Below are 24,957 nucleotides of genomic sequence, written 5' to 3'. Positions count from 1 at the left end.
TATCTGGGAGCGTCTTAATTCATCGATTTGTTCGGGAATGGTGTAGAAATTGGTGTAGTACAGCGCTCTTTATCAATAAGGCAGCTTATGGCTAAGTAGATGTAATCAAGAGAAGAAAGGAAAAGCACAATCCAGACGGAACCGGCGGTTATATCAAGAGATATTTGTGGAATGGCAAGAACTTTGATATAATGGGAACAGGACCCCCCGGAACCGGAAGAAAGGCAGGAGGGTAAATGCACATAAGCTATAAACCCCTCTGGCACACGCTGGTTCGTATCTGCGAAACTCTGAATTGTGGCATTTTGGATGTGGAATTAACTTATGTGAAGAGGGAGGAATAGGCGATGACCTCTGATTATAAAAAGGAATATAAGGAATTGGTACGAAAAATCGTATTAAAACAGGATATATTGGAAGCTTTAGCATATGTTGGTATTTGTAAAGGTCAGACGGTCATGGTGCATACCTCTCTGAGCAGTCTTGGCTTTGTCTGCGGCGGTGCACAGGTGATGATAGAGGCGCTTTTGGAAGCAGTTGGCGATGAAGGAACAATTATGATGCCTGCACAGTCATGGAAAAACCTTGTGAACTGGCAGATAAATCCGGATTGGTTTTTCTTGGAGAACACAGCCTGACCCCAATGAAATATGTGAACGAGCTGCAGGGGTTGGAGAAAATCATTTTTCAATATCTGTATGCGGGGAAAGTGGCAGCATCTATGTACAAAATGTACGAATTTAAAAAGGAGCAAGGTGGATGCTAATACACGAATTTGTTAGCGGAAATAAACCAGTCATGGTGTTAATACATGGCGTACTTACGCCATGGCAGGTGTGGATGCCCCAGATTGAATTTTATAAAAACCGGTATAATGTCTATGCCGTCTCCCTGAATGCTCACACGGAGGAGAAGAGAAGTGAGTTTATTTCTGTTTGCGCTGAAGCAAAAGATATTATCAGACGTTTAAAAGAAAGGGGAATTCAAGTCGTTGATGTTCTATGCGGAATATCTCTCGGCGGAAAAATTGCCCATGAGATATGGAAGAACGGAAAGATAGAAGTATTAAATCTTGTTCTGGATGGTGCACCATTGGTAAAGTGTCCAAAGTTTGCTGTAAGAATCATGATAAGCAATTACAAAAGTATTATTCACAGGTCAAAGCGCAGGGAAGCAAAGGTTATCGAGAATTACAAGCGGTATTTTCTGCCTGAAAAGTATCTGGAAAGCTACTTAAAAATCGCTGACCGGATGAGTAATGCTTCCATTGAAAACATGGTGAACTCGGTATTTGCAGGCGGAGAACTTAGGACTTCTGCAAACAAAAGCAGAATACTGTTTATTCACGGGACAAAGGCAAACGAAGTCCTTTCCAAAAAGTCTGCAAGACTTATGAAAAAATATTATCCGGAAACAAGGATTGTGTGTTTCAATGGCTGCGCTCATTGTTATACGATGATATACCAACCAGAGCAGTGGATAGAATGTGTGGAGAAGTTTTTGCAGGAGTAAAGGAGTCGGCGCAATGGAGTTTGGGTGGATAAACGGAATTAATCTGACAGCTGTCATACTGCTTATCTTAATCAATATTGTGGCTCTTAAGACGGGAGATGCTGAAGGATTTAGCAGTAAATATCGAATCATTAATGTTCTTGAACAGATTGGCAGATACGGATGCATGATTTTTATGGTACTTCCGATTTGGATAAAGAACTGGAAGTTTGGTTTTCAATCTGTTGGTGAAATGTCTTTGTGGATTGCTTCTACTGTTATTCTTCTTCTGCTATATGGCTTCCTCTGGATTAAAAAGCGCAGGGGCGGGATCAGCACTTTGTACGGATTGGCCATTATTCCAGTTGTTTTGTTTCTGATGAATGGCGTTTTGCTGCGGCATTATTCCTTGATTGCTGCTTCGCTTTTATTTGGTGTATGCCATTTGATGATTGTTCGGGAAAGTCAGAATTGAATATCCCCGCAGGGGGTGTTCAAAGGCGTTCATTTCCAAAATAAAAAATGTGATTGTATCAAATACCTCAAATTAGTAGAAGCTGCTCACGGCTGTGGCATCCTCTTTGTGGCTCTCTATAATCTCATGGTACATGTTCAGGGCAGACAGCGGTGTTTTCATCTGATGTGATACATCCGAAATAATGTCCTGCAAAAATTCTTTGGTCTGCCGCTGGTTTTCGGCATGAGCAGAGAGGATAGCCGCCATTTCATTGATGGCGTGAAAAAGGCTGTACCAGTCACCAGCCTGTGAACATTCGATGCGGGATGTGGTATTTCCATCCAGAAACTGGAGGATGGTATTTTCAGCGTTACGAAAAGCCTTGTGCTGGCGGCGAAGATAGAGAAACAGCGATATGTAGACTGCTCCGAACAGGAAAACCAGCAGCAGAAATACAGAAAGCATCGTCTGATTCCGGTATGTCCGGACAGCAGGCAGAAAACGCATGGAAGCCGTTTCATCATACCCAATAGAAGCCAAAGCCGCCCTGCCGCGTTCCAGGTCATTCTCGTCTGGCTGCGAAGTAAAAGCGGCGATTGACAGCTCGTTTTCATTGTTTAGCAAATGGCCTGCGACACCATAATCATGGAGCAGTAATTCCTGCTGAAAATTTTTTGCCAGAAGTGTGGCAATCTCTCCTGCCAGAAGAAAGGAGACGAGGCAGATAGCAGTAACAGTGATTAACAGTGTCTTTGTTTCTTTTCCTAATTTGCCCATAGATCCGCCCTCACTCAACAACCCATTTATATCCAATTCCCCGTTCGGTCAGCAGATATTTGGGCGCATTTGGCGTATTTTCAATTTTGTTTCGCAGCCGCCGGATATAAACGGATAAAGTATTATCATCTACAAAATTCCCATTGCCATCCCACATACGGTCTAAAATCATTTCCCGTGGCATGAGATGATTTGGATTTTGCAGGAACAGGCACAGAAGTTTGTATTCTGCCAGAGGCAGGTCAACCGGCTCGCCGTTTTTCCAGACAAGCCTTTCAGTGGTATCTACACGAATACCATTTGCCTCTAAGATGGTCTCTGCTTTTGAAAATTGCAGAGAACGCCGAAGAAGTGCTTTTATTCTGGAAAGCAGCTCATTGAGTTTGAAGGGTTTTGTGATGTAATCGTCGCCGCCCATATCAAGGCCCCTCACAATGCTGATCTCCTGATCGGACGCAGTCAAAAATATAATCGGGATCGTTGAACTGCTCCGTACCTTTTTGCAGATATCAAATCCTGTGCCGTCCGGCAGAGTGACATCCAGTAGCAGCAAATCATAACGATTTTTCCGAAACAATAATAATGCCTCTTTGACGGTTTTCGCATTGTCTACGGCATATCCGCTGTTCTCCAAAGTATATTGCAGGCCGTCAATCAGGCTTAAATCATCTTCAACATAGAGTATTTTTTGCATTTTTTGTTCCCTGCACCTCCGGAACCATTATAATTCGTTTCCCTGGATAGTACAAGCCGCACAGATGCTTTCTCCTTTGAAATCGCGGTATTTCCATGTCCCGTCCCGAGCGGCTTCGATAAAAAATATACCAGAGCGGCTTCGATAAAAATAGTAATTGCGTGTATCCCCCAATTCGGCTATAATGTAGAAAGTGCAGATTTTGAAAGGTGGAGATGCTGAATGCTGGAATTCAAATACGACACGCAGCTGCTGATTGAAGGGGAAAACCTGGATGAGGATGAAATCAGCGAATATTTTACTGAAAACTTTCAGGGAGACTGCCTGCTGGCGGTAGGAGATGAGGATTTGATTAAAATTCATTTCCACACGAATGAGCCCTGGAAGGTGCTGGAATACTGTGCAGGACTTGGCGAGATCTATGATATTGTGATTGAGGACATGGACAGACAGGCGAGAGGTTTAAAAGGATGAGTTATCAGATAGCGATCGATGGTCCGGCGGGAGCCGGAAAAAGCACTGTGGCGAAGGCAGTGGCGGAAAGGCTTGGCTATATCTATGTGGACACAGGCGCCATGTACCGCGCTATGGCTCTGTACCTGCTGCGCCGGCATATTGACGCCGCGGACGCAGAAGGGATCAGCGAGGCCAGCCGCCATGCGGATATTACCATTTCATACGTGGACGGCGCGCAGCAGGTGCTTCTGAATGGCGAGAACGTGACAGGTCTTCTGCGCACGGAGGAGGTCGGAAATATGGCTTCGGCTTCTTCAGTCAATCCGGATGTGAGAAGAAAGCTGGTGGAGCTTCAGCAGGCGCTGGCTGCCCGGGAAAATGTGGTGATGGACGGCAGAGACATCGGCACCTGCGTTCTGCCGGACGCGAACGTGAAGGTATACCTGACGGCAGGCACGGGCTGCCGGGCAAAGCGCCGCTATGACGAGCTGTCGGCAAAGGGACAGGACTGTAATCTGGAAGAGATTGAGGCGGATATCAGAGAACGGGACGAGCGGGATATGACCCGGGAGTTTTCTCCTCTGCGGCAGGCAGAGGACGCGGTTCTGGTCGATTCTTCCGATATGACCGTGGAGGAAGTGATTGGAAAAATCATTTCCCTGGTTCAGGAAAAATAGTCCGGCTCAAGCGGCATTGACATTTGGAGATTGAATAAGGAGAAGAAATTCATCTATTATGGAAGTAATCCTTGCGAAGACAGCCGGATTCTGTTTTGGTGTCCGGCGGGCTGTCGATACGGTATATGAACAGATTGAGAAGGCAGAAGGACCTATTTATACCTACGGCCCCATTGTCCACAATGAAATGGTGGTGCGCGAATTGGAGGAAAAGGGCGTCCGCGTTCTGGATTCGGAGGAGGAGCTGGCTGCGCTGACAGAGGGAACGGTAATCATCCGCGCGCATGGAGTCGGAAGGCATATTTATGAGCTGCTGGAGAAAAAAGGGATCCGTCTTGTGGATGCGACCTGTCCCTTTGTGCGCAAAATTCACCGCATTGTGCAGCGGGAGGAGGAAAACGGGCGCCGGATTCTTATCATCGGGAATGCGAAGCATCCTGAGGTGGAAGGGATCCGCGGATGGTGCCAGAAGCCTTCTTATGTGATAGAATCCATGGAAGAAGCCGAAAATTTTGCGGCGCCCATGGAAGAAAAGATTTGTATCGTGTCCCAGACGACATTTAACTACAATAAATTTGAAGATTTAGTTGAAATTATTTCGAAAAAGGGGTATGATATACTTGTTTTAAATACGATTTGCAGTGCAACAGAGGAGCGGCAGACGGAAGCGGGGCAGATCGCATCGAAAGTGGACGCGATGATTGTCATAGGCGGCAGTCACAGCTCCAACACGCAGAAGTTATTTGAAATATGCAAAAAAGAATGTGAAAATACTTACTATATACAGTCACTTGATGATTTGGATTTGAAGACATCGGAGTCCATTCGTTGCGTAGGTATTACAGCAGGGGCTTCAACCCCCAACAAAATTATTGAGGAGGTTCAAAAACATGTCAGAATTAAGTTTTGAACAAATGCTTGAAGATTCACTGAAAACAATAAGGAATGGGGAGGTTGTCGAAGGCACTGTTATTGATGTCAAAGAAGATGAAGTCATCTTGAACATAGGCTACAAATCAGACGGTATCCTGACAAAGAGCGAGTACAGCAATACACCGGTAGACCTGACGACCTGCATTCACGTGGGAGACACCATGGAAGTAAAGGTTCTGAAGGTGAACGACGGAGAGGGACAGGTTCTCCTGACCTACAAGCGTCTGGCCGCCGAGAAGGGAAGCAAGCGCCTGAAGGAGGCGTTTGAGAGCGGAGAGGTTCTGACCGCTCCCGTAACCCAGGTACTGGACGGAGGCTTAAGCGTCGTTGTGGACGAGTCCCGTGTATTTATTCCGGCCAGCCTGGTATCCGATACCTACGAGAAGAGCCTGGCAAAATATGAAGGTCAGGAGATCAGCTTTGTAATTACAGAGTTCAATCCCCGCAGAGGCCGTATCATTGGAAACCGCAAGCAGCTGATTCTGGCTCAGAAGGCTGAGCAGCAGAAGGCTCTGTTTGAGCGCATCCATGTAGGCGATGTGGTAGAGGGCGTAGTAAAGAATGTGACCGATTTCGGCGCGTTCGTAGACCTGGGCGGCGCAGACGGCCTGCTTCATATTTCCGAGATGTCCTGGGGAAGAGTAGAAAACCCGAAGAAGGTCTTCAAGGTAGGCGAGAAGCTGACTGTCCTGATTAAGGATATCCGCGATACAAAGATTGCCCTGAGCCTGAAATTTGAGGATCAGAATCCGTGGCTTCATGCAGATGAAAAGTATGCGGCAGGAAATATTGTGACAGGCCGTGTAGCCAGAATGACCGATTTCGGCGCGTTTGTGGAGCTTGAGCCGGGCGTAGATGCCCTGCTTCACGTATCCCAGATCTCCAGAGAGCATGTAGAGAAGCCCTCTGATGTATTGAGCATCGGCCAGGAGATCGAGGCTAAGGTTGTAGATTTCAACGGCGAAGAGAAGAAGATTTCTCTGAGTATGAAGGCGCTGCAGAATTCCCAGGAAGCCCATGCGGCTGATGAGGATGTGGCAGATGTAGATATCGACACAGTTGCTGCCGAGACAGAGGAGTAAAAATACGGGAACAGCCGGGAGGCTTTCCTGTTTAAAAGGACTGACGGGAGGACAGGCACCTGAAGCGTGCGTGTCCTCGCGTCTTGTTTGGGAGTCTTTATGTGGAATTTGACGATTGCGGGGACAGATCTTTACCATATTATCAACTGGTTTTTCATCTACAGCTTTCTCGGCTGGGCCTGGGAAAGCGCGTATGTATCTGTAAAGGAACACCGTTTTGTGAACCGCGGCTTTGTGACCGGCCCGCTCTGTACGATTTACGGCTGCGGCGCAGTCGCTGTCTATCTGATTTTGAAGCCTGTCTCGGAAAAGCTGCCGCTTTTGTTTTTGGGCGGCGTCATCGTCCCGACGATTCTGGAATATCTGACGGCGGTGCTGATGGAGGCAGTTTTTCACACCAGCTGGTGGGATTACAGTAAAAATAAATTCAATTTCCAGGGGCGCATCTGTCTGGGAGCCTCTCTTGGGTGGGGCGTGTTTACAGTGGTTCTGTTCTATGTGCTGCATCCTTTTGTGGAGTGGATTGTGTCTCTCTATTCTGCAGCGGCCGGAAAGGTTCTGGTGTGCGCCGCAGGGCTTTTGTATCTGGTGGACTTTTGCATTTCCTTTGCAAATGCCATGCAGATTGGAAAGCGGCTGCGCGGCATGGATCAGGTTCTGGACGATGTGTACGAGTTTGTCCAGTCTACAAGGCTTTATGAGAGCGCGGAAGAGCTGCGGGGACGTCTGGCGTCCTACCGGCTGTCTGAGTATGGGAGCGAGCTTCGAAAACGGCTGGAGAACAGGGTAAATGCAGTAATTGCCTTTGCCTCTGAACTGACTCCTGAGGAGCAGAAGGCCAGACAGGAAGCGTGGAAGCTGCAGATCGAGGAGCGTATCGCCTCTGTACAGAACAGGTATGAGCAGCTTAAGGGGCACAGGAATATCCTGATCCGCCGTGCGATGAATGCGTACCCGAATATGAAATCCAGGACACAGGCGCTGAAGGAACGTGCGGCAAGCCGGATGGAAAAGAAAGAAAAAAACAGAGATACACAGGACTGAGAAGAGAAAAGATACAAAGGATGTGAGAATGGATGGGACATATGACCTTTAAAGGAGGGGTGTTTCCACATAAACGGAAACGCTTTACGAGAGATAAGATGCTGGAGGAGTATCTTCCGAAGGGAGATCTGGTCTATCCCCTGCTTCAGCATATCGGAGGCCTGGCAGTGCCGGTCGTGGAACCGGGAGAGTGCGTTTTGGAGGGGCAGCTGATTGCAAAGGCCAGCGGAGATATTTCCGTCCCCATTCATGCGTCTGTATCCGGAACAGTGAAGGCGATAGAGCCCCATATGACGGTTTCAGGCAAGGAGATTCCTTCTATTGTGATAGAAAATGACGGACAGTACGAACAGGTTCCTGTGCCGGAGGTGACGCCCTGGAGAGAACTGGAGCCCGGAGAAAGGCTTCGGCGTATCCGGGACGCCGGAATCGCAGGCATGGGAGGCGCCGGCTTTCCGACTCATATCAAGCTGGCGGTACGGAATCCCAAAAGGATCCGCTATGTGATTGTAAACGGAACTGAGTGCGAGCCGTATATGACGAGCGATTACCGGCGCATGGTGGAAGAGCCGGATCACCTTGTGGAAGGGCTTGGAATTGTACTGGGATTTTTCGAGAGGGCTGTGGGGATCCTGGCGGTCGAGGACAATAAAAGAGACGCCATTACAGCGCTTCAGCTTGCTGTGCAGAAGGAGCCGCGTATGGAGATACGAGTGTTTGAGACAAAGTATCCCCAGGGTGCCGAGCGCATGCTGATTTATTCTGTGACAGGTATGGAGATTGATTCTACACAGCTTCCCGAGGATGCAGGCTGTGTGGTATTGAATGTGGAGACGGTCTGCGCCATCCGCGAGGCTTTCGTGGAAGGGCGGCCGCTGATACGGCGCGCCATTACCGTGACAGGAAAGGCGCTGAAAAACCCCAGGAATCTTCTGGTGCGGCTTGGGACCAGCTTTGCGGAGCTGCCGGATGCAGCAGGAGGCTTCTTGAGAGAGCCGAAAAAGTTTGTCTGCGGAGGACCTATGCGCGGAACCGCGCTTCCGGATCTGAATGTGCCGGTGATGAAGACCTCGACCGGACTTTTGTGTATGAGCAAGGATTACCTTTTCAAGCCAAGCGCCTGTATCCGCTGCGGCGCCTGCATGGAGGTATGTCCGATTCGCCTGCTCCCTGTGAGGCTGGCAGAACTGGCTGCGCAGGACAAGGAAGAGGAGTTCCGCCGCCTGCACGGAATGGAATGCCTGGGCTGCGGAAGCTGCAGCTATGTGTGTCCTGCCAGAAGAGCCCTGGCGCCTTCGATTCAGGAAATGAGAAAAAGCCTTCTGGCACAGGGAAAGCGATAGGGGGAGTGCAGAATGGAACAGAAAAAATATATCTGGACCTTTCCTCATGTGAAGGGAACCATGTCCACGGCAAATATTATGCGGATGGTGCTGCTGGCCCTGCTGCCTGCAGCTGTGTTCGGGGTGTTTCATTTTGGGCTGAGAGCGCTCTGGCATATCCTTGTCTGCGTCGTGACATGTATGCTGACAGAATTTGTGTTTGAGGCCTTCGCGGACCGGCCTCTTGCAGTGACAGACTGCAGTGCGGCGGTGACGGGCCTTCTGCTTGCCCTGATGCTCCCGGTGGGAGCGCCTCTGTGGCTTGGAATTCCGGGAAGCGTTTTTGCGATTGCAGTGATTAAGATGGCGTTTGGCGGAATCGGAAGGAACCGCCTGAATCCTGCTTTAAGCGGCTATTGCCTGCTTCTCCTTTTCTTCTCAGATTATATGCGGGACTATAGCTTCGGAGATTATGGTTCGTCTACACTTCTGGGACAGTTCCTTCAGGGAGAGACCGTGGATCCCCTTCCTATGATTCTGGGGAACACAAACGGAGGGATTGGACAGACCTCATCGATCGCGATTCTGGCGGGAGCAATTCTGCTTCTGTCCTTTGGCATTATCCGCCTGCGGATTCCGCTGGCAGGGACATTTGCCTTTATTGCGACGCTTTTCCTGTTTGGAGGACGCGGCTTTGATCAGCTCTGGCCGACTACGCAGCTCTGCGGAGGAGGCTTCCTTCTTGGAACCTGGTTTATGGCGGAGGATTATACGACCTCACCGGTCACCAGAAAAGGACAGATTTTGTATGGGCTCCTGATCGGCGTCCTGGCGGCGGCGCTGCGTCTGCGCGGGATTGAGGAGGCTATTGTCTACGCGGTTATTGTGGGAAATATGGCTGCGCCTCTGATAGAAAGGATTACCGTACCCAGGGCTTTTGGGCAAAAGAAGATGGTCCGGGTTCATAATGACAAAAATGACAGCGCGGCATAAGGAGACTTGTACAGCATGATTGCATATATCAGAGGAAGACTGGACTATGTGGAGCCGGAGGAGGGATTTGCGGTTCTGGAAACCGGAGGTATCGGTTTCCAGATTTTCCTGTCAGGAAGGGATTTGGAGCTTCTTCCGGCTGCCGGAGAGGAAGTGCGTCTTTACACCTATCTTCAGGTGCGTGAGGACGCCTTTGTTCTCTATGGCTTCTTTACCCGTGAGGACAGAAAGCTGTTTGGGCAGCTTTTGGGCGTCAGTGGGATCGGGCCCAAAGGAGCTCTCGGAATTCTGTCTGCGCTTTCGGCTGACGACCTGCGGTTTGCGGTTTTGGCAGATGATGCGAAGACGATTTCCAAGGCGCCGGGCATAGGCTTAAAGACGGCAAAAAAGCTGATTCTGGAGCTTCGGGATAAGCTGAGCCTGGAGGAGGCCTTTGAAGCCCGGCTGGCCGGTGAACGGGCTAAAGAGGGCAAAGCGGGCGCCGGACCTTCTGCGGGCCTTACAGAGGCGCGGAACGAGGCCGTAGAGGCGCTGACAGCGCTGGGCTATTCCTCGTCGGAGGCGCTGAAGGCTGTGCGTCAGGTGGAAGCTGCGGACGGCATGGATGTGGAGGATATTCTGAAGGCAGCGCTGAAATATATGAGCTTTTAGGCAAGGGCCGGGGCAATTTGGAGCGCTGTGCTTTTAGGAGTGACAGAACATGGGAAAACGGATTATTACAACAGAAATTCAGGAAGAAGACATCCGCACAGAATACAGCCTGCGTCCTCAGACGCTGGAGGAATATATTGGACAGGAGAAGGCCAAGGAGAACCTGAAAGTCTATATTGAGGCTGCGAAGGCCCGGGGGGAAGCCCTGGATCATGTGCTTTTCTATGGGCCGCCGGGGCTTGGAAAGACGACCCTTGCGGGGATCATAGCAAATGAGATGGGGGTCCGCATGAAGGTGACCTCCGGGCCGGCGATCGAGAAGCCGGGGGAGATTGCGGCGATACTCAACAATCTCTCCGAGGGAGATGTTCTGTTTGTGGACGAGATTCACAGGCTGAACAGGCAGGTGGAAGAGGTGCTTTACCCGGCTATGGAGGATTTTGCCATCGATATTGTGATTGGAAAGGGAGCCTCCGCCCGGTCGATCCGCCTGGATCTGCCGCATTTTACCCTGATTGGCGCGACCACAAGGGCAGGCCTTCTGACCGCGCCTCTGCGTGACCGTTTTGGGGTGGTGCACCACCTGGAATTTTATACGGAGGATGAGCTGCAGACCATCGTGCAGCGCTCAGCTGAGGTGCTGGATGTGGAGATTGAGCCCCAGGGAGCCCTGGAGATTGCCAGGCGTTCCAGGGGAACGCCGCGCCTGGCGAACCGCCTTTTGAAGCGGGTGCGTGATTTCGCACAGGTAAAATACGACGGAAGGATTACGGCAAAAATTGCCGATTTTGCCCTCGATCTTCTGGAGGTGGACCGGTACGGCCTGGACCAGACCGACCGCCTGATCCTGAATACGATGATTGAAAAATTTACCGGCGGCCCGGTGGGACTGGATACGCTGGCGGCAGCCATCGGAGAAGACGCGGGGACTATAGAGGACGTCTATGAGCCCTATCTCATCAAACGGGGCTTCATCAACCGGACACCCCGGGGAAGAGTCGTCACTGAGCTGGGATATCATCATCTCGGAGTTGTACAGGGCGGATGAATTATGATATAATGTCGCTAGACATTATATCTGGAATCCCCCGGAGGGGCCATGTCCAGAGGACATGGTATAATGTCGATAGGTATAAAAGGATGTGAACAGTATGGCTGTGAAAAATGTGGCGGAGGTTGTAATCGCCGGCAGAGTGTATAAAATCAGCGGCTATGAGAGCCCGGAGTATCTGCACCAGATTGCCGTTTATCTGAATGACAAAATGGCAGAGCTCCAGAGCATGGATGGCTACCGGAAACAGAATACAGATCAGAAGCAGCTTCTTCTGAACATGAATCTCGCCGATGACTTTTTCAAGGCCAAGCGCCAGGCGGATAAGCTGACTGCAGACCTGGAAAAGAAGGAGCGGGAGCTTTATGGCGTCCGCCATGATTTGATAGAAGCGCAGCTGGCTCTGGAGAATCAGAAGAAGGAGCTGGAGGCGCTGCTGGATCAGAGTACGAAGCCGGAGGCCGGAAGCGCTGAGGAGACCGGAGGCCCGGGTGCTTCTCCGGCTCCGGGAACGGTACAGCCCCAGCAGGCGCGGCAGCAGAGCCAGCCCCGGCAGAGCCATGCTTCCGGCCGCAGGAACAATCCATACGGCAGCGGAAATAATCAAAATACAAGACAGGGATAAGAGGTTTCAGATAGCAGCTTTTTTGGAACCTGGCCCGAAGGACAGGGCGTCAGATGCATATTATGGCTTTGACGCCTTCTTTATGCTATGGAAAGGCGGAAATACGATTATGAGACATCAGACAGAGCTTCTGGCGCCGGCCGGCTCCTTTGACAGCCTGAGGGCGGCAGTGAATGCAGGCGCAGACGCGGTCTATATCGGCGGGAGCCGGTTTGGGGCCAGGGCATATGCGGATAATCCGGATGAAAAGGGGCTGTGCGAGGCGATCCGGTTCGCGCATCTGCATGGCTGTGATCTTTATCTGACTGTCAATACGCTTTTAAAGGATGAGGAGCTGGAGGATCTGGGAGCCTACCTGAGACCTTACTATGAGAGCGGACTGGACGGTGTAATCGTGCAGGATCTGGGCGTTTTTTCCTATCTGAAGGAGACGTTTCCGGATCTTCCGCTTCACGCCAGCACCCAGATGACAGTGCTGGGCGCAGACGGCGCAGCCTTTCTGAAAGAGCAGGGAGCGGCCCGGGTGGTGACTGCAAGGGAGCTTTCACTGGAAGAGATCCGCAGAATCCATGAGACGGTAGAGATAGAGATCGAAAGCTTTGTGCATGGGGCGCTTTGCTATTGTTATTCCGGGCAGTGCCTGTTCAGCAGCATGCTGGGCGGACGCAGCGGAAACAGGGGCCGCTGCGCGCAGCCCTGCCGCCTTCCTTACCAGTGGAAGGACGGAAGCCGGGTGCTGAGCAGTCCGAAGGAAAGCTATCTGCTGAGCCCGAAGGATATGTGCACGATAGAGATTCTTCCTCAGATCCTGGAAGCAGGAGTCTGTTCTCTGAAGATTGAGGGACGCATGAAGCGTCCTGAATATACGGCGGGAGTGGTCCGCATTTACCGGAAATATCTCGATCAGTACCTGGAGTTTGGAAAAGAGCGTTATCATGTGGAGAAGCAGGACTATGCCGAGCTTCAGGCGCTTTATAACCGTGGAGGGTTTTCCCGGGGCTATTATCAGGGACAGGGCGGAAGGGAAATGATGTCTCTTTCAAGACCCGGCCATTTTGAGGGGAAGGGAAAGCGGGAAATCAGGCAGAAGCAGGAGTATGAAGCCCTCCTTGCGCGGCTGCATGAGGAGTACCTGGAAAAGGACCGGAAAGAAAAAATTCAGGGAATTTTCAGAATTTCTACGGAATTCCCCACGGAATTTGTGGTAAAGTATAAGGAAATCGAGATCCGTGTGCAGGGAGAAGCAGCCCAAAAGGCTCAGAACCGCCCTGTGACGCGCATGGATCTGGAAAAGCAGCTTCGCAAGACAGGCGGCACTCCCTTCGAGTTTGAACAGCTGGAGATTGAGCTGGACGGAGAGGTCTTCTGCCCGGTAGGCGAGCTGAACCGGATGCGGCGTGAAGCGCTGGAGAAGCTGGAGAAAGCCTATGTTCAGAAGGGCTTCCGTAAGATACAGCCAGACGCAGGGGAAGAAAAGACTTCCACTTTCCTGGTGACAGCGCAGAGCGGAGCTTCTGCAGCCGGAGAAAATCCGGAGACCGGAAGAAAAGCGGAAGAGGATCCGGCATCGGAAGGAATGCACAGCCCCGTTTTGCGGGTTCAGCTGGAAAATCCAGAGCTTCTGCAGGAGGTTCTGAAGGTTCCGGAGGTGAAAAGCGTCTATCTGACAAGCGAAAAGACAGAGCTTGAAAGGCTTGGAGAATATGCGGCGGCCTGCCATGGGGCGGGAAAGGAATGCGCGCTGGTTCTTCCGGCTGTGTTTCGGCTGAGAGCCAGAAATTATTTTCTGGAAAGGCTGGAACTGCTGAAGGCGGCAGGGCTTGACGCAGTGGTCGTGAAGAACCTGGATGAAATCGGATTTTTAAGAGAAAGCGGCCTGAAGCTTCCCGTGATTGCCGATCACAATGTCTACAGCTGGAACAGGAGGGCGCAGGAGTTCTGGAAGGAACAGGGAGTACTGCGCGATACCCTGCCACTGGAGCTTAATGCAAAGGAGCTTGCAAGGCGCGGCTGCAGGGGCAGCGAGCTGATTGCCTACGGCTATCTGCCGTTGATGACGACTGCGGGCTGTATTCACAAAAATCTGGAAAAATGTGACGGGCGGGAAGTGCGGCGTACACTGGCAGACCGCTATCAAAAGGAATTTCCGGTAGTGAATTACTGCCGTTACTGTTATAATATTATATATAACTGTGAGCCGCTTTCTCTTCTCTACAGCAGGGAAGAGGTGGAAAGGCTTTCTCCGGAAGGCCTGAGGCTTTGCTTTACCATGGAAGGCAGGGAGCAGACGCGCCGGATCCTTTCGGATTTTGTGCGGGTTTTCTTTCATAATGGGGAAAGCGGGAGGCCTGTTTCCGGTTATACGAAGGGACATTTAAAACGGGGAGTTCAGTAAAGCCATATGATTGACTTGATTGTGGAATTATCCAGATACGTTTTTATCATCTTAATAGCGATGTATACCTTTCTGTGCTTCTCTGTGCTGAGAAAGAAGGATCAGGAGGCGATCAATCATGGCTGGAAGGTGCAGATTCTGATCATATTTCTGATACATTTGCTCGCTTTCGGTATCATTTTTATTCAGAGCTGGCAGACGGAAATCCTGATCTTTTATCTGCTGCAGGTGTTTCTGCTGCAGGCAGTGCTGGTGTTTACCAGGCTGATCTATCCGCAGATCAACAGGCTGGTGCTGAATAATATGTGTTTTCTCCTGGCGGTCGGTTTTGTGATTCTGACCCGCCTCAATTTTGACAAGGCGGTCCGGCAGTTTCAGATCGCGGCGGGAGCTCTGCTTCTGTCGCTGGTAGTGCCGGTGCTGATCCGTAAATGTGCGTTTTTGCAGCGGATTCCCTGGCTGTATGGAATTGCCGGCCTTCTTTTGCTTCTTGCGGTGACTTTTGTGGGAGAAGAGGATTCCGGCGCAAATCTGTCGCTGGTTCTCGGAGATTTCAGCTTTCAGCCTACAGAGGTCGTAAAGCTGACCTTCGTCTTTTTTGTGGCGGCAAGGCTGGCTGGAAGTACGGAATTCAAGGATGTGGTGCTTACGACGGTGCTGGCTGCTCTCCATGTGCTGGTTCTCGTGTTTTCCACGGATCTGGGCGGAGCACTTCTGTTTTTTGTCACCTATCTGGTGATGCTGTATGTAGCCACAAAAAAGAAGCTTTATTTTCTGAGCGGCCTGGGAGCTGGCGTGGCCGCAGCCTTTGTGGGCTATCAGCTCTTTTATCATGTGCGTGTCCGTGTGCTGGCATGGACAGATCCTTTCAGCGTCATCGAAAATGAGGGATATCAGATCGCACAGTCCCTGTTTGCCATCGGTACGGGCGGGTGGCTTGGCATGGGTCTCGGGCAGGGGATGCCGAATAAAATCCCCGTGGTGGAAGAGGATTTTGTCTTTTCGGCGATTTCTGAGGAGATGGGAGGAATCTTTGCTATCTGCCTGATTTTGATCTGCATGAGCTGTTTTATCATGTTTATCAATATTGCGATGCAGATTAAGAAGAGCTTTTACAAATATACGGCTCTGGGCTTTGGAACCCTGTACGGCTTCCAGGTATTTCTGACGATAGGAGGAGCCATACGCTTTATTCCATCCACAGGCGTGACGCTGCCTCTTGTGAGCTACGGAGGAAGCTCGATTGTTTCCAGCGTAATTATGTTTGCGATTATTCAGGGCATGTATCTTTTGAAGGAAGACGAGGAGTTAGAGATTGAGAAAGAACGGGAACGGGCTGCCAGACAGCGGGCAAAAGCCAGAAAAGCAAAAAAAGCAGAGGCAGAAGAAAAACAGTCCGGAACGGGCAGGACAGGGGCAGGACAGCAAAAGCGCCGAAAAGCAGAGCGGGAGCAGCATAAGCCCAAACAAGGCCGGAGGGAAGAAAAACCATGAGCTTGCAGTTGTGACTTATCTGTTTATCGGATTGTTTACGCTGATGATAGGGTATTTTGTGTATTTTGAGTCCATACTCAGCGAGGATGTGATCAACAATCCCTACAATTCCAGACAGGACGCCTTTGCGGAAAAGGTGATCCGGGGCAGTATCCTGGCCGATGACGGCACAGTCCTTGCGGAGACGAAGGTTGCGGAGGACGGAACAGAGACGAGGGTCTATCCTTATGCAAATGTATTTGCCCATGTGGTCGGGTATTCAGACCGTGGACGGACCGGAATCGAGAATCTGGCCAATTTCAGCCTGCTGACTTCTGATATCTCCACAGTCGAGCAGATTCAGAATGACATCAATCAGCAGAAGGATCAGGGAAATAACGTAGTGACCACGCTGAATGTAGAACTGCAGCAGACGGCATATTCTGCCCTGGGAAACAGCAGAGGAGCGGTCGTGGTGCTGGAGGCTGAGACGGGAAAGGTTCTGGCTATGGTATCGAAGCCGGACTTTGACCCGGGAACGATTAACGAGGACTGGGATGCTCTGACAGCGGAGGACGATACAGACAGCGCGCTGTATAACCGGGCTGCCCAGGGGCTTTATCCGCCTGGCTCTACCTTTAAGATTGTGACGCTGCTGGAATATATGCGGGAAAATCCGGATTATGCGGATTTCAGCTTCCAGTGCCGCGGAAGCCTGACAGAAGGCAACTATACGATTAACTGTTACGGAGGCACTGTGCATGGACAGGAGGATTTGACGGAAGCCTTTGCGCGCTCCTGTAATTCCGCCTTTGCGTCTATTGGCCTCTCTCTGGATGAGACAAGGCTGGCGGATACCTGTGAAAGCCTGCTGTTCAATTCAGAGCTGCCCTTTGATCTGACGTATTCCAGGAGCTCCTTTGCTTTGGAGGACGGTTCAACGCCGGCGGAGCGCATGATGACGGCTATCGGACAGGGAGAGACGGTGGTTTCTCCGCTTCATATGGCGATGATTGTGGAGAGCATTGCCAACGACGGCGTGCTGATGGAGCCGTATGTGCTCGATCATGTGGAGAGCTACAGCGGAAATACCGTGGACACCTACAGCCCGACGAGGTATGGTGAGGTGATGACGGCGGAAGAAGCAGAGGCACTGACGGAATATATGAAAGCGGTTGTAGAGGATGGGACTGCCAGAAGCCTGAATGATCTGGGCTTTTCTATCGCCGGCAAGACCGGAACCGCCGAGTACAGCAGTGATAAGAGCAAGAGCCATGCCTGGTTCGCAGGCTTTTCGGATACCGGAGACTCGGATATCGTAGTCTGCGTGCTGGTAGAGGAAAAGGGGTCTGGAAGCGAATATGCAGTTCCGATCGCAAAACAGATCTTCTCTGTATGGTATGCACAGCAGAATTCCCTTTGGCAGTAATGAAATGAGGGAAACAAAGTTACATGGAACACGAAAGAGGTGGAATAACAGATGGACATGTTCGCGGGACTGATTAGGCTGGCGGCAGTGATTGCCCTTGCATTTCTGACAGGCAGGCTGGTGGCCAGGTTCCGCCTTCCGGCCATCCTGGGATGGCTGATCGCGGGAATGGTACTGGGCCCGCATGCGGTTGGGCTTTTGAGCGAGAGAATGATGGACGCCAGGTGGTACAGCGCCGTGGAAGGGCTGATGGAGTGTACCGCCGGCATGATGATCGGCACAGAGCTGATCTTGGGAAATATGAAGAGGACAGGAGGCCAGCTTCTGGTCATGACCGTGGCGGAGTCTCTTGGAACCTTTTTTGTGGTCAGCCTTGCGTTTGGGATGATCTTCTGGGCCACCGGCATACCGGTTTATCTGGCCTTTCTTTTCGGCGGCATTGCGCTGGCCACGGCGCCTGCGCCTTCGCTGTCGATTGTAAATGAATTTAAGACCTCGGGTCCGGTCACGCGGACGCTGATTCCGATGGCAGTGCTGGACGACATGGTAGGAGCGGTCGTCTTTTTCCTTGTCATGGCTTTTGTGACGGTATCCTCCTCTGCACAGGAAATTCCGGTTGCTGCAGTGATTGTCGTGGTTTTGCTTCCGCTTTTTATCGGAGCGGCGGGCGGCCTGGCGGGCGGTCTTCTTCTCCGGCTGATACACAGCAGGCAGGGCGAAATTCTGGTAACGGTTCTTATGCTTCTGGCAGTGACCGGAGCCGGCTTTCTGGTGGACAGCCTGCTGCCTGTGCAGGTCATGAATTTTATGCTGCTTGGCATGGCCTTTTCTACCGTTTATTCCAATTTGATAAACGGAGAGCAGCGCCGGGAGATTATGGAAGTCATGAATCCTATTATCGGCGGAGCGCTGATTGTCGTAATTTTGAATCTGGGCGCGCCTCTGGATTATCATCTGGTATTTGGAGCAGGACTTTATACGGCGGTTTATATCCTCTCCCGGGCAATTGGGAAATACGGCGGCGCCTGGCTTGGAGCGGTCATTACGCACGCACCGGATACGGTGCGGCGGTATCTTGGCTTTACGCTGCTGCCTCATTCCGGTATTTCGCTGATTTTTACGGGAATTGCAGTCTCTGTCCTGGAAGGGACGGCTCCGGAGTATGCAGTGCTTATTCAGGGAACGATTGCGGCTGCTGCGGTCATCAACGAGATTATCGCGGTCTATATGGCAAAGAAGGGCTTTGAGTGGGCTGGAGAGCTTCAAAAGGCTGAGAAAGGGCGGAGCAGGAGAAGAACGGGAGGCGCAGCATGAAGGAAGGTCACAGAGACAGGGACAGGCGGAGCAGCTGGAGAAAAGGGAGACGGCGGACCCTTCCTTTTCTGCTGGCAGCGCTTCTCCTTGGATGTGCCGCTGGAGCGGCATGGTGGATTCTGAAGAGTCCGGATGCGGAGAAAGGTCAGGAACAGACAGAAAGCCCGGATGCGGAGGAGGGCCAGGCAGAAAAAACAGAATCAGAGGAAACGGTATCGGAGGAGGAACGCATCCGGCAGGAGGCCCGGAGGCTTCTGGATGGGATGTCCCTGGAAGAAAAGGCCGGGCAGATGTTTATCGCCAGATGCCCGGAGGAAGAGGCCGCAGCCATGGCAGAGCAGTATCAGCCGGGTGGTTATCTGCTGTTTGCCAGGGATTTTGAGGAGAAAACAAAGGAGCAGGCGGCAGAGGAGATACAGTCTTATCAGGCAGTGTCACGGATCCCCATGCTGATCGGCGTGGATGAAGAGGGAGGAACCGTAACACGAATCAGCCGGTATCCTGCCTTTCGGAGCGAGCCCTTTGCCTCATCTCAGGAGCTGTATCAGCAGGGAGGCTTCGAGGCTGTCGCGGAAGACACGCTGGAGAAATGTGAGCTGCTGAAAAGCCTGGGCGTCAATGTAAATTTTGCTCCTGTCTGTGATGTATCGGAAAACCCGGAGGATTTTATCTATGAGCGCAGCTTTGGACAGAATGCGGAGCTTACGGCAGAGTATGTGAAGACAGTCGTAGAAGCCATGGAGGGACAGAAGGTTGCCTGTGTGCTGAAGCATTTTCCCGGTTATGGCAGCAATGCCGACACGCATACAGGAATCGCTTATGACAGCCGCCCGTATGAAGTCTTTGAAGCCTCGGATTTTCTGCCGTTTCGGGCGGGGATCGAGGGCGGAGCGCAGATGGTTCTGGTGTCCCATAATATTGTCTCCTGCATGGACGGGGAGCGTCCGGCTTCTCTGTCTGCCCGGGTACATGAGATCCTTCGGGAAGAGCTGGGCTTTTCCGGAGTCATTGTGACAGACGATCTGGCGATGGACGGGATTCGGGATTTTACGGATGACAGCAGCGCAGCTGTCCTGGCGGTACAGGCAGGGAATGATCTGATATGCTGTACGGATTTTGAGACGCAGATTCCGGCTGTGATTGCGGCTGTGGAGGCCGGGACGATCACGGAGGAACGGATTGAGGAGTCTGTCTTGAGAATTCTGGAGCTGAAGCTGTCGCTGGGAATGATGGAGGAATAGAGAAGAGAAAAGAAGAGGAGGGACTGGAATGATGGTTCATCATTCCGGTCCCTCCTCTGCACATGCAGAAGATAAAAGCTAGGCTTCCGTCTTTTCGTCCTGCTTTTTCTCGCCGATAGAGAGCAGAGCATTCAGAAGGATGCCGAAAATGGCGGCTCCGGCGATACAGGGCACGTTCAGCCCGAAGAAGGGAATGTTTCCGCCGAAGGCATAGTTTCCGCCGATACCGATGACCATGACAGAAGCGATGACTGCGATGTTTTTGGAGGAGAACATATCCACCTTTTTGTCAATCATGATGGCCATACCCTGAGCTGCGATGGCGCCGAAAAGGTAGATTTCCAGTCCGCCGATGACAGCCAGGGGAATTCCGTAAATGATACGGATGAGCGGCGTGAACATGGAGACAATCATAGCGATGATTCCTGCTGCCATCAGAACCGGCACAGAAAAGATTTTGGTGATTGCCATGGTACTGATGTTTTCGCCGTAATTGGTTCCGGCAGGGCCGCCTATGAATGCGGAGATCATATCGCAGATACCGTCTCCAATCAGGTTTTTGTCAAGCTGACCGGCCATATCGTAATGCTTTCCGTTTTTCTTGCGGGACAGCTCGTTCACATAAATATCCAGCTGATAGATGTGGGCGGTGGATTCCGGGATGGTAGCGATGGCGATAGGCATGATGGCGGCCACCGCGGCCCAGGAAACCTTCGGCAGTGAAAATGCGGGCAGGGCAAAGAGAGATCCGTCTCCGAGCTTCCAGCTGGAGGCTGCCAGAGCCTCGGCAGGCATCTCACGGAACAGGCTCATCTCAGGTCCGCCGATCAGAAGGAGCAGTCCTGCCGCTATGCAGCCTGTCAGGGCGCCGAGAAGAAGCGGAAGCTGTCCGAGAACACCCTTCAGATAGCGCGAGAAAAGGATTGTGGAAAGCAGTGTGATCAGAGAGATAACCCATACCCAGCTGCTCCCGGCTGTACCTTCCACGCCAGCCTGCGGAGCTGCGTCTGATAAGGCGTTTCCTGCCAGCGTCAGGCCAATGATCATGGCGACCGGACCTGTGATGGAAGCCGGAAGAATACGTTCCACAGCCTTATGTCCGCAGAAGCGTACCAGCAGGCCTGCCGCGATGGAAACAAAGCCGGATAAAATAATACCGAACTGGGCATAGGAGATAAGCTCTGTGGGAAGAATTCCCGTAGCTTCGAAGGAAGCGAGCTGCTCGGCGGTGCCTTCCGCAGCTACCATGCTGGAGATAGCGGTCAGATAGGCAAAGGAAGAACCGTAATACATGGGAATCTTCCGGCCGGTGATCAGAATGAAGCAGACAGTGGCAAGACCGCTGGCAAAGATGGTGGTAGACACCTGAAAGCCGGTGATCAGGGCCACGGTAACGGTAGCAGGAAACATAACGATGACCTGCTGAATGGCATACAGCAGGAGCTTGATGAAGGTAGGCCGTTCGTCGGGCAGATAGCCCACAGCCGTCTGTGAGTTGGTATTCATTTGGTGTTTTCCCCTTCCTGAATAAGAATATGTCATAGAGCTCTCACGCGGGGAAGTGATTTTGCCGCAGCGGCATAATAAAATACCCTTCCAGAAAGGGCGGAAAGGCATAAAAGGATCTATGTACTCCCCCGGATGGAACCATTTTCCGGCAGTGTATGCCGCAGAAAATAAATGGTTTCACTGTGAGTTACTTTACCATATCTGAGGGGTGTTTGTAAAGATAAAGTAAAGAAAAGAAGAAAAACCGAAATAATCTGGCGGAAATATGGAAAATCCGGCCCTTCGGCGCCCACGGCTGCCATTTACGGGGCTGCCGCCTGCCTCAACTTAGGCTTGTCAAACCATTTGAAAAGAGTTATACTAAATGCAAGTATATCCAGAACACACCAGGACAGGAGGTTTTGCAATGATTGAAGCAACCAGTTGTGGCGGTGTGGTAATATTTCGTGGCAAGATCCTTCTTTTGTACAAAAATTACAAGAACCGGTACGAGGGATGGGTTCTGCCGAAGGGAACTGTCGAGCCGGGAGAGGAGTTTAAGGACACGGCAGTGAGAGAGGTGCGCGAGGAAACGGGCGTAGAGGCTTCCATCATCAAGTATATTGGGAAAAGCCAGTATTCCTTTTCTGTGCCGGAGGACACGGTAGAAAAGGATGTGCACTGGTATCTGATGATGGCGGATAATTATTACAGCAAACCACAGCGTGAAGAATACTTTGTGGATTCAGGCTATTATAAGTACCATGAAGCATATCATCTGCTGAAATTTTCGAATGAAAAGCAGATTCTGGAGCGGGCTTACAATGAGTACCTGGATTTGAAAAAAAGCAACCTTTGGGGCAGTAAGAAGTATTTTTAGAAGCGGAAGGCGTTTCACACCTGTTTTGCGGTTTTCCGCAGGGAAAATCCGAAGCATCTGTCGGAGGGCCTTTTCTTCTGTTCAGAGCGGATATGGCCAGCGGGCAGGAGCACATACGGTCAGCTTAAGGAAAAGGAGCCGGAGCATGCGGGCCGTCCGCCGGCGAGGCAGAAAAGAGGAAAATCTGAATGCAGTGGGCAGAACATTTATATCTGAGTGATAAAACGGCTGCAAAAAAGGAAAAGATTATAAGAAAGGCAGAGCGGGGAGCCGGGATGGCCACTATCTATTTTATCGCGCTGGCTTCCAACCCGGCAAATCTGTTCGATATTTTTCATGCCGCTCATTTGAAGGAACGGGCCTTTTACCGCCAGAATCCTTATATTGTAGGGATTGCCTCCGGTTATGAGGAGGCTCTGGAGATGGTGCGTCTCATGGTGGAGGATATCTACCGCGAAACCGGCTCCTTCCGGGTGCGGGAGTATTTTGGACAGGGCGGACAGGAGAACTAGATGCTGCATGTATTGTTTCTGATATTAAAGATAATAGGAATTATTTTGGCAGTTCTGCTGGGGCTTATCCTTCTTCTCCTTCTGCTGGTGCTGTTCGTGCCGGTCCGCTACAGGGCTTACGGCATCAAAAAAGGCGGAGAATGCAGGGCGGAAGCAAAGCTTAGCTGGCTGCTCCATCTAATCAGCATTCCAATCAGCTATCAGAACGGGGAATTGAGCGCCAGACTTAGGATTCTCGGGTTTCCGGTGCTGAATCTTCTGGAAGAGGAGAAGGAAGACGGGGAAGAGGAGCTTCGGAAGGAGAAGCCCGGGAAAGAAAAAAACGGAAAAGAAACGTCTGAAAAGGCAACACCCGAAACAGTGAGCACTCCGGAAGAAGCCATATGGGAAGAAAAAAAACGGAGCAGTGAGACCCGGCAGACTCAGAAAGAGGAAAACCAGACTGGAGAGCCGCAGCAGATCCCGGCAGCGCAGCCGGATTTGGAGGAGGAATCTGGAGAAGAAAAGGACGGCGCTGTTTCACGGTTCTTCCGGTTCCTGCGTGCGGTATGGGGGTTTCTGAAAGGAATTCTTCAGAAATTAAAAAATCTGAAATGTACATTCCGGCGCTTCTGTGGTAAAATGAAGCGGATGGCGGAGAGATACCGGGAGATAAAGGACTTCGCGCTGGACGAGAGGACGAAAGCGGCTGTAAGCCTTGTGTGGAAGCAGGCAGGAATTCTGGCCCGGCAGGCACTGCCGAGGAAGATCCGGGGAGAGCTCCATTTTGGAACCGATGATCCGGCCCTGACCGGTCAGATTCTGGGAGCGATCGGTATATTCTATCCGCTTTTTATGGATAATGTTAAGGTAAATCCTGATTTTGAACAGATGGTGCTGGAGGGAGAGCTGTTTTTCAGGGGCCGCCTGAGGCTTGTGACTCTGGCGCGTATTGCCTGGAGGCTTTTCCGGGATAAAAATGTGCGTTATGTTTATCGAAAACTAAATAGAGCTTAAACAGAAATCAGAGAGGTTAAAGGAGGCTTTTTCTTATGAATAATAATTTTGATACAACGGTAGAATCCCTGTTTAAGGGAATGGACAGCTTTATCTCCACAAAGACGGTAGTCGGTGACGCTGTGACGATCGGCGACACGATTATCCTGCCGCTGGTGGATGTATCCTTCGGCGTAGGCGCAGGCGCTTTTGCCGGGGAAAAGAAGCAGAACGCCGGAGGCGGTATGGGAGCGAAGATTTCTCCCAGCGCGATCCTTGTGATTTCCGGCGGCGTAACGAAGCTGGTCAATGTCAAGAATCAGGATACGATGACGAAGATTCTCGATATGGTTCCCGACTTTGTCAATAAGTTTGCAGGCGGAAAGAAGGAGAGCAGTCCGGTGGCGGATGCGATCCAGGATGCTGTGGATACCATGGAGGCAGAGTAAGGACACAAAGGCAGGGGAGAAGACAGCTCCCTTCAGCAGAGCGGCTTTTTATGCCGGGCTCTGCGAAATTCCCGGTATCTGAAGCTGCGCTTCCGGCATATACTGAAGGTAAGAAGCTTGTGAGCCGGGAGCCGTTATGAAACAGTTGCTGGGATTTGTCATGTTCTGGATTGGGGTAGGGATTCTGACCACGTTTTTCATGCCTGTCAATGGCTGGTTTGTCCGTGCTCTGGCAGCCTTTTCTCTGATACTGGTGGGATATAATCTGTTTTCCTCTGGAGGGAAATGCGGGAAATAGGCAGTCATAGTTCTTCCAAGACGAAAAACGATAAGACAGGCCGGAAGCGGAGTGATTTTGCTTCTGGCTTTTTTTTATGTTCCAAAGAGGATCCGGAGATAGAAGCCGGACTGGACAAAAAAACAGAGCCGCATGCCGGATTGATATGATACCCTCAAGTAGGACACTAAAATATAAAAACCTACTTGGGGGTATTTTATGTCCAGAAAAAGCAAAATTGATGCAGTAGAAAAAGTAAAAATTGTAGAAC

At 51.2% G+C, this 24,957-nt stretch carries 26 protein-coding genes; 23 read left to right on the top strand and 3 right to left on the bottom strand.

All coding sequences use genetic code 11. The annotated features are described in order from the left end of the window. Nucleotides 1-347: 347 nt before the first annotated feature. From B5E77_RS02900 to B5E77_RS02890, 3 genes are all read left to right on the top strand, one after another. Complete coding sequence (locus tag B5E77_RS02900; RefSeq protein ID WP_087163905.1) at nucleotides 348-638, top strand: AAC(3) family N-acetyltransferase; 291 nt, start codon at nucleotides 348-350, stop codon at nucleotides 636-638. A gap of 121 nt (nucleotides 639-759) precedes the next feature. After that, nucleotides 760-1,512 carry an alpha/beta fold hydrolase gene (locus B5E77_RS02895; RefSeq protein ID WP_087163904.1) on the top strand — a complete coding sequence of 251 codons (753 nt, stop codon included), beginning with the start codon at nucleotides 760-762 and terminating at the stop codon, nucleotides 1,510-1,512. 13 nt (nucleotides 1,513-1,525) lie between these two features. After that, nucleotides 1,526-1,966 carry a hypothetical protein gene (locus tag B5E77_RS02890; RefSeq protein ID WP_087163903.1) on the top strand — a complete coding sequence of 147 codons (441 nt, stop codon included), beginning with the start codon at nucleotides 1,526-1,528 and terminating at the stop codon, nucleotides 1,964-1,966. A 72-nt stretch (nucleotides 1,967-2,038) separates the two neighbouring features. Here B5E77_RS02890 and B5E77_RS02885 read toward each other — a convergent pair whose 3' ends face one another. Further along, nucleotides 2,039-2,725 (bottom strand): hypothetical protein, encoded by a 687-nt coding sequence (locus B5E77_RS02885; RefSeq protein WP_242963569.1) that lies wholly within the window; start codon nucleotides 2,723-2,725, stop codon nucleotides 2,039-2,041. Nucleotides 2,726-2,735: 10 nt separating this feature from the next. After that, on the bottom strand, nucleotides 2,736-3,419 hold the full coding sequence (locus B5E77_RS02880) for a response regulator transcription factor (RefSeq protein WP_087163902.1): 684 nt from the start codon (nucleotides 3,417-3,419) through the stop codon (nucleotides 2,736-2,738). A gap of 222 nt (nucleotides 3,420-3,641) precedes the next feature. Between B5E77_RS02880 and B5E77_RS02875 the strand changes: the two genes are divergently transcribed. From B5E77_RS02875 to B5E77_RS02805, 15 genes are all read left to right on the top strand, one after another. Beyond that, entirely contained in the window at nucleotides 3,642-3,893 is a 252-nt protein-coding gene (locus tag B5E77_RS02875) for a kinase to dihydroxyacetone kinase (protein ID WP_087163901.1), read from the top strand. Next, the gene (gene cmk, locus B5E77_RS02870; RefSeq protein ID WP_087163900.1) at nucleotides 3,890-4,552 is read left to right on the top strand and encodes a (d)CMP kinase; all 663 of its coding nucleotides are present in this window, start codon (nucleotides 3,890-3,892) and stop codon (nucleotides 4,550-4,552) included. Before B5E77_RS02875 ends, cmk begins: the two co-directional genes overlap by 4 nt. A gap of 58 nt (nucleotides 4,553-4,610) precedes the next feature. Continuing rightward, complete coding sequence (gene ispH, locus B5E77_RS02865) at nucleotides 4,611-5,462, top strand: 4-hydroxy-3-methylbut-2-enyl diphosphate reductase (protein ID WP_087163899.1); 852 nt, start codon at nucleotides 4,611-4,613, stop codon at nucleotides 5,460-5,462. Continuing rightward, nucleotides 5,443-6,567 carry a 30S ribosomal protein S1 gene (rpsA, locus tag B5E77_RS02860; RefSeq protein WP_087163898.1) on the top strand — a complete coding sequence of 375 codons (1,125 nt, stop codon included), beginning with the start codon at nucleotides 5,443-5,445 and terminating at the stop codon, nucleotides 6,565-6,567. The genes ispH and rpsA overlap by 20 nt, the downstream gene beginning before the upstream one ends. 99 nt (nucleotides 6,568-6,666) lie before the next feature. Then, nucleotides 6,667-7,611 (top strand): putative ABC transporter permease, encoded by a 945-nt coding sequence (locus tag B5E77_RS02855; protein WP_087163897.1) that lies wholly within the window; start codon nucleotides 6,667-6,669, stop codon nucleotides 7,609-7,611. 32 nt (nucleotides 7,612-7,643) lie between these two features. Then, nucleotides 7,644-8,954 (top strand): electron transport complex subunit RsxC, encoded by a 1,311-nt coding sequence (gene rsxC / locus B5E77_RS02850; protein WP_087163896.1) that lies wholly within the window; start codon nucleotides 7,644-7,646, stop codon nucleotides 8,952-8,954. Between the two features lie 12 nt (nucleotides 8,955-8,966). Beyond that, nucleotides 8,967-9,926 (top strand): RnfABCDGE type electron transport complex subunit D, encoded by a 960-nt coding sequence (locus B5E77_RS02845; RefSeq protein WP_087163895.1) that lies wholly within the window; start codon nucleotides 8,967-8,969, stop codon nucleotides 9,924-9,926. 15 nt (nucleotides 9,927-9,941) lie between these two features. Next, nucleotides 9,942-10,577: a Holliday junction branch migration protein RuvA gene (ruvA, locus tag B5E77_RS02840; protein WP_087163894.1), complete on the top strand. Its 636-nt coding sequence runs from the start codon at nucleotides 9,942-9,944 to the stop codon at nucleotides 10,575-10,577. Nucleotides 10,578-10,626: 49 nt separating this feature from the next. Beyond that, the gene (gene ruvB, locus B5E77_RS02835; protein ID WP_087163893.1) at nucleotides 10,627-11,625 is read left to right on the top strand and encodes a Holliday junction branch migration DNA helicase RuvB; all 999 of its coding nucleotides are present in this window, start codon (nucleotides 10,627-10,629) and stop codon (nucleotides 11,623-11,625) included. Between the two features lie 103 nt (nucleotides 11,626-11,728). Next, a complete protein-coding gene (locus tag B5E77_RS02830) occupies nucleotides 11,729-12,253 on the top strand; it encodes a cell division protein ZapA (protein ID WP_087163892.1) in 525 nt (174 codons plus the stop codon). 109 nt (nucleotides 12,254-12,362) lie between these two features. Further along, nucleotides 12,363-14,648: a U32 family peptidase gene (locus B5E77_RS02825; RefSeq protein ID WP_087164054.1), complete on the top strand. Its 2,286-nt coding sequence runs from the start codon at nucleotides 12,363-12,365 to the stop codon at nucleotides 14,646-14,648. Nucleotides 14,649-14,654: 6 nt separating this feature from the next. After that, the gene (locus tag B5E77_RS02820) at nucleotides 14,655-16,142 is read left to right on the top strand and encodes an FtsW/RodA/SpoVE family cell cycle protein (protein ID WP_087163891.1); all 1,488 of its coding nucleotides are present in this window, start codon (nucleotides 14,655-14,657) and stop codon (nucleotides 16,140-16,142) included. Nucleotides 16,143-16,152: 10 nt separating this feature from the next. Then, on the top strand, nucleotides 16,153-17,550 hold the full coding sequence (locus B5E77_RS02815) for a peptidoglycan D,D-transpeptidase FtsI family protein (RefSeq protein WP_242963568.1): 1,398 nt from the start codon (nucleotides 16,153-16,155) through the stop codon (nucleotides 17,548-17,550). 51 nt (nucleotides 17,551-17,601) lie between these two features. Then, nucleotides 17,602-18,864, top strand: a complete 1,263-nt coding sequence (locus B5E77_RS02810; protein WP_330394597.1) for a cation:proton antiporter — start codon at nucleotides 17,602-17,604, stop codon at nucleotides 18,862-18,864. Continuing rightward, the gene (locus B5E77_RS02805) at nucleotides 18,861-20,105 is read left to right on the top strand and encodes a glycoside hydrolase family 3 protein (RefSeq protein WP_087163890.1); all 1,245 of its coding nucleotides are present in this window, start codon (nucleotides 18,861-18,863) and stop codon (nucleotides 20,103-20,105) included. The genes B5E77_RS02810 and B5E77_RS02805 overlap by 4 nt, the downstream gene beginning before the upstream one ends. 78 nt (nucleotides 20,106-20,183) lie before the next feature. Here the strand turns inward: B5E77_RS02805 and B5E77_RS02800 are convergent, their stop codons facing one another. After that, a complete protein-coding gene (locus B5E77_RS02800; RefSeq protein WP_087163889.1) occupies nucleotides 20,184-21,611 on the bottom strand; it encodes a uracil-xanthine permease family protein in 1,428 nt (475 codons plus the stop codon). 409 nt (nucleotides 21,612-22,020) lie between these two features. On the opposite strand from B5E77_RS02800, the gene B5E77_RS02795 reads away from it, so the two are divergent. From B5E77_RS02795 to B5E77_RS16955, 5 genes are all read left to right on the top strand, one after another. After that, a complete protein-coding gene (locus B5E77_RS02795) occupies nucleotides 22,021-22,473 on the top strand; it encodes an NUDIX hydrolase (protein WP_087163888.1) in 453 nt (150 codons plus the stop codon). Nucleotides 22,474-22,661: 188 nt separating this feature from the next. Further along, nucleotides 22,662-22,985, top strand: a complete 324-nt coding sequence (locus B5E77_RS02790) for a hypothetical protein (protein WP_087163887.1) — start codon at nucleotides 22,662-22,664, stop codon at nucleotides 22,983-22,985. Then, the gene (locus tag B5E77_RS02785) at nucleotides 22,986-23,981 is read left to right on the top strand and encodes a DUF2953 domain-containing protein (RefSeq protein WP_087163886.1); all 996 of its coding nucleotides are present in this window, start codon (nucleotides 22,986-22,988) and stop codon (nucleotides 23,979-23,981) included. It abuts the gene before it with no gap. Between the two features lie 35 nt (nucleotides 23,982-24,016). Further along, nucleotides 24,017-24,409, top strand: a complete 393-nt coding sequence (locus B5E77_RS02780; protein WP_087163885.1) for a GerW family sporulation protein — start codon at nucleotides 24,017-24,019, stop codon at nucleotides 24,407-24,409. 136 nt (nucleotides 24,410-24,545) lie between these two features. Next, complete coding sequence (locus B5E77_RS16955; protein ID WP_162609628.1) at nucleotides 24,546-24,707, top strand: hypothetical protein; 162 nt, start codon at nucleotides 24,546-24,548, stop codon at nucleotides 24,705-24,707. Nucleotides 24,708-24,957 lie beyond the last annotated feature (250 nt).

The sequence above is a fragment of the Lachnoclostridium sp. An131 genome (assembly GCF_002160825.1).
In the GTDB taxonomy this organism is placed as follows: Bacteria; Bacillota; Clostridia; order Lachnospirales; family Lachnospiraceae; genus Laedolimicola.
Note: the sequence above shows the minus strand (reverse complement) of the source record. Positions and strands in the feature narration are given on the sequence as shown.

What these genes read in the sequence shown, in the direction of transcription:
- B5E77_RS02805 (WP_087163890.1), top strand. Translation starts at nt 18,861, where the DNA reads ATGAAGGAAGGTCACAGAGACAGGGACAGGCGGAGCAGCTGGAGAAAA.
- B5E77_RS02845 (WP_087163895.1), top strand. Translation starts at nt 8,967, where the DNA reads ATGGAACAGAAAAAATATATCTGGACCTTTCCTCATGTGAAGGGAACC.
- B5E77_RS16955 (WP_162609628.1), top strand. Translation starts at nt 24,546, where the DNA reads ATGAAACAGTTGCTGGGATTTGTCATGTTCTGGATTGGGGTAGGGATT.
- B5E77_RS02825 (WP_087164054.1), top strand. Translation starts at nt 12,363, where the DNA reads ATGAGACATCAGACAGAGCTTCTGGCGCCGGCCGGCTCCTTTGACAGC.
- rpsA (WP_087163898.1), top strand. Translation starts at nt 5,443, where the DNA reads ATGTCAGAATTAAGTTTTGAACAAATGCTTGAAGATTCACTGAAAACA.
- B5E77_RS02790 (WP_087163887.1), top strand. Translation starts at nt 22,662, where the DNA reads ATGCAGTGGGCAGAACATTTATATCTGAGTGATAAAACGGCTGCAAAA.
- B5E77_RS02875 (WP_087163901.1), top strand. Translation starts at nt 3,642, where the DNA reads ATGCTGGAATTCAAATACGACACGCAGCTGCTGATTGAAGGGGAAAAC.
- B5E77_RS02810 (WP_330394597.1), top strand. Translation starts at nt 17,602, where the DNA reads ATGGACATGTTCGCGGGACTGATTAGGCTGGCGGCAGTGATTGCCCTT.
- B5E77_RS02795 (WP_087163888.1), top strand. Translation starts at nt 22,021, where the DNA reads ATGATTGAAGCAACCAGTTGTGGCGGTGTGGTAATATTTCGTGGCAAG.
- B5E77_RS02885 (WP_242963569.1), bottom strand. Translation starts at nt 2,725, where the DNA reads ATGGGCAAATTAGGAAAAGAAACAAAGACACTGTTAATCACTGTTACT.
- B5E77_RS02830 (WP_087163892.1), top strand. Translation starts at nt 11,729, where the DNA reads ATGGCTGTGAAAAATGTGGCGGAGGTTGTAATCGCCGGCAGAGTGTAT.
- B5E77_RS02785 (WP_087163886.1), top strand. Translation starts at nt 22,986, where the DNA reads ATGCTGCATGTATTGTTTCTGATATTAAAGATAATAGGAATTATTTTG.
- B5E77_RS02900 (WP_087163905.1), top strand. Translation starts at nt 348, where the DNA reads ATGACCTCTGATTATAAAAAGGAATATAAGGAATTGGTACGAAAAATC.
- cmk (WP_087163900.1), top strand. Translation starts at nt 3,890, where the DNA reads ATGAGTTATCAGATAGCGATCGATGGTCCGGCGGGAGCCGGAAAAAGC.
- ispH (WP_087163899.1), top strand. Translation starts at nt 4,611, where the DNA reads ATGGAAGTAATCCTTGCGAAGACAGCCGGATTCTGTTTTGGTGTCCGG.
- B5E77_RS02820 (WP_087163891.1), top strand. Translation starts at nt 14,655, where the DNA reads ATGATTGACTTGATTGTGGAATTATCCAGATACGTTTTTATCATCTTA.
- B5E77_RS02880 (WP_087163902.1), bottom strand. Translation starts at nt 3,419, where the DNA reads ATGCAAAAAATACTCTATGTTGAAGATGATTTAAGCCTGATTGACGGC.
- B5E77_RS02890 (WP_087163903.1), top strand. Translation starts at nt 1,526, where the DNA reads ATGGAGTTTGGGTGGATAAACGGAATTAATCTGACAGCTGTCATACTG.
- B5E77_RS02895 (WP_087163904.1), top strand. Translation starts at nt 760, where the DNA reads ATGCTAATACACGAATTTGTTAGCGGAAATAAACCAGTCATGGTGTTA.
- rsxC (WP_087163896.1), top strand. Translation starts at nt 7,644, where the DNA reads ATGGGACATATGACCTTTAAAGGAGGGGTGTTTCCACATAAACGGAAA.
- ruvA (WP_087163894.1), top strand. Translation starts at nt 9,942, where the DNA reads ATGATTGCATATATCAGAGGAAGACTGGACTATGTGGAGCCGGAGGAG.
- ruvB (WP_087163893.1), top strand. Translation starts at nt 10,627, where the DNA reads ATGGGAAAACGGATTATTACAACAGAAATTCAGGAAGAAGACATCCGC.
- B5E77_RS02800 (WP_087163889.1), bottom strand. Translation starts at nt 21,611, where the DNA reads ATGAATACCAACTCACAGACGGCTGTGGGCTATCTGCCCGACGAACGG.
- B5E77_RS02855 (WP_087163897.1), top strand. Translation starts at nt 6,667, where the DNA reads ATGTGGAATTTGACGATTGCGGGGACAGATCTTTACCATATTATCAAC.
- B5E77_RS02780 (WP_087163885.1), top strand. Translation starts at nt 24,017, where the DNA reads ATGAATAATAATTTTGATACAACGGTAGAATCCCTGTTTAAGGGAATG.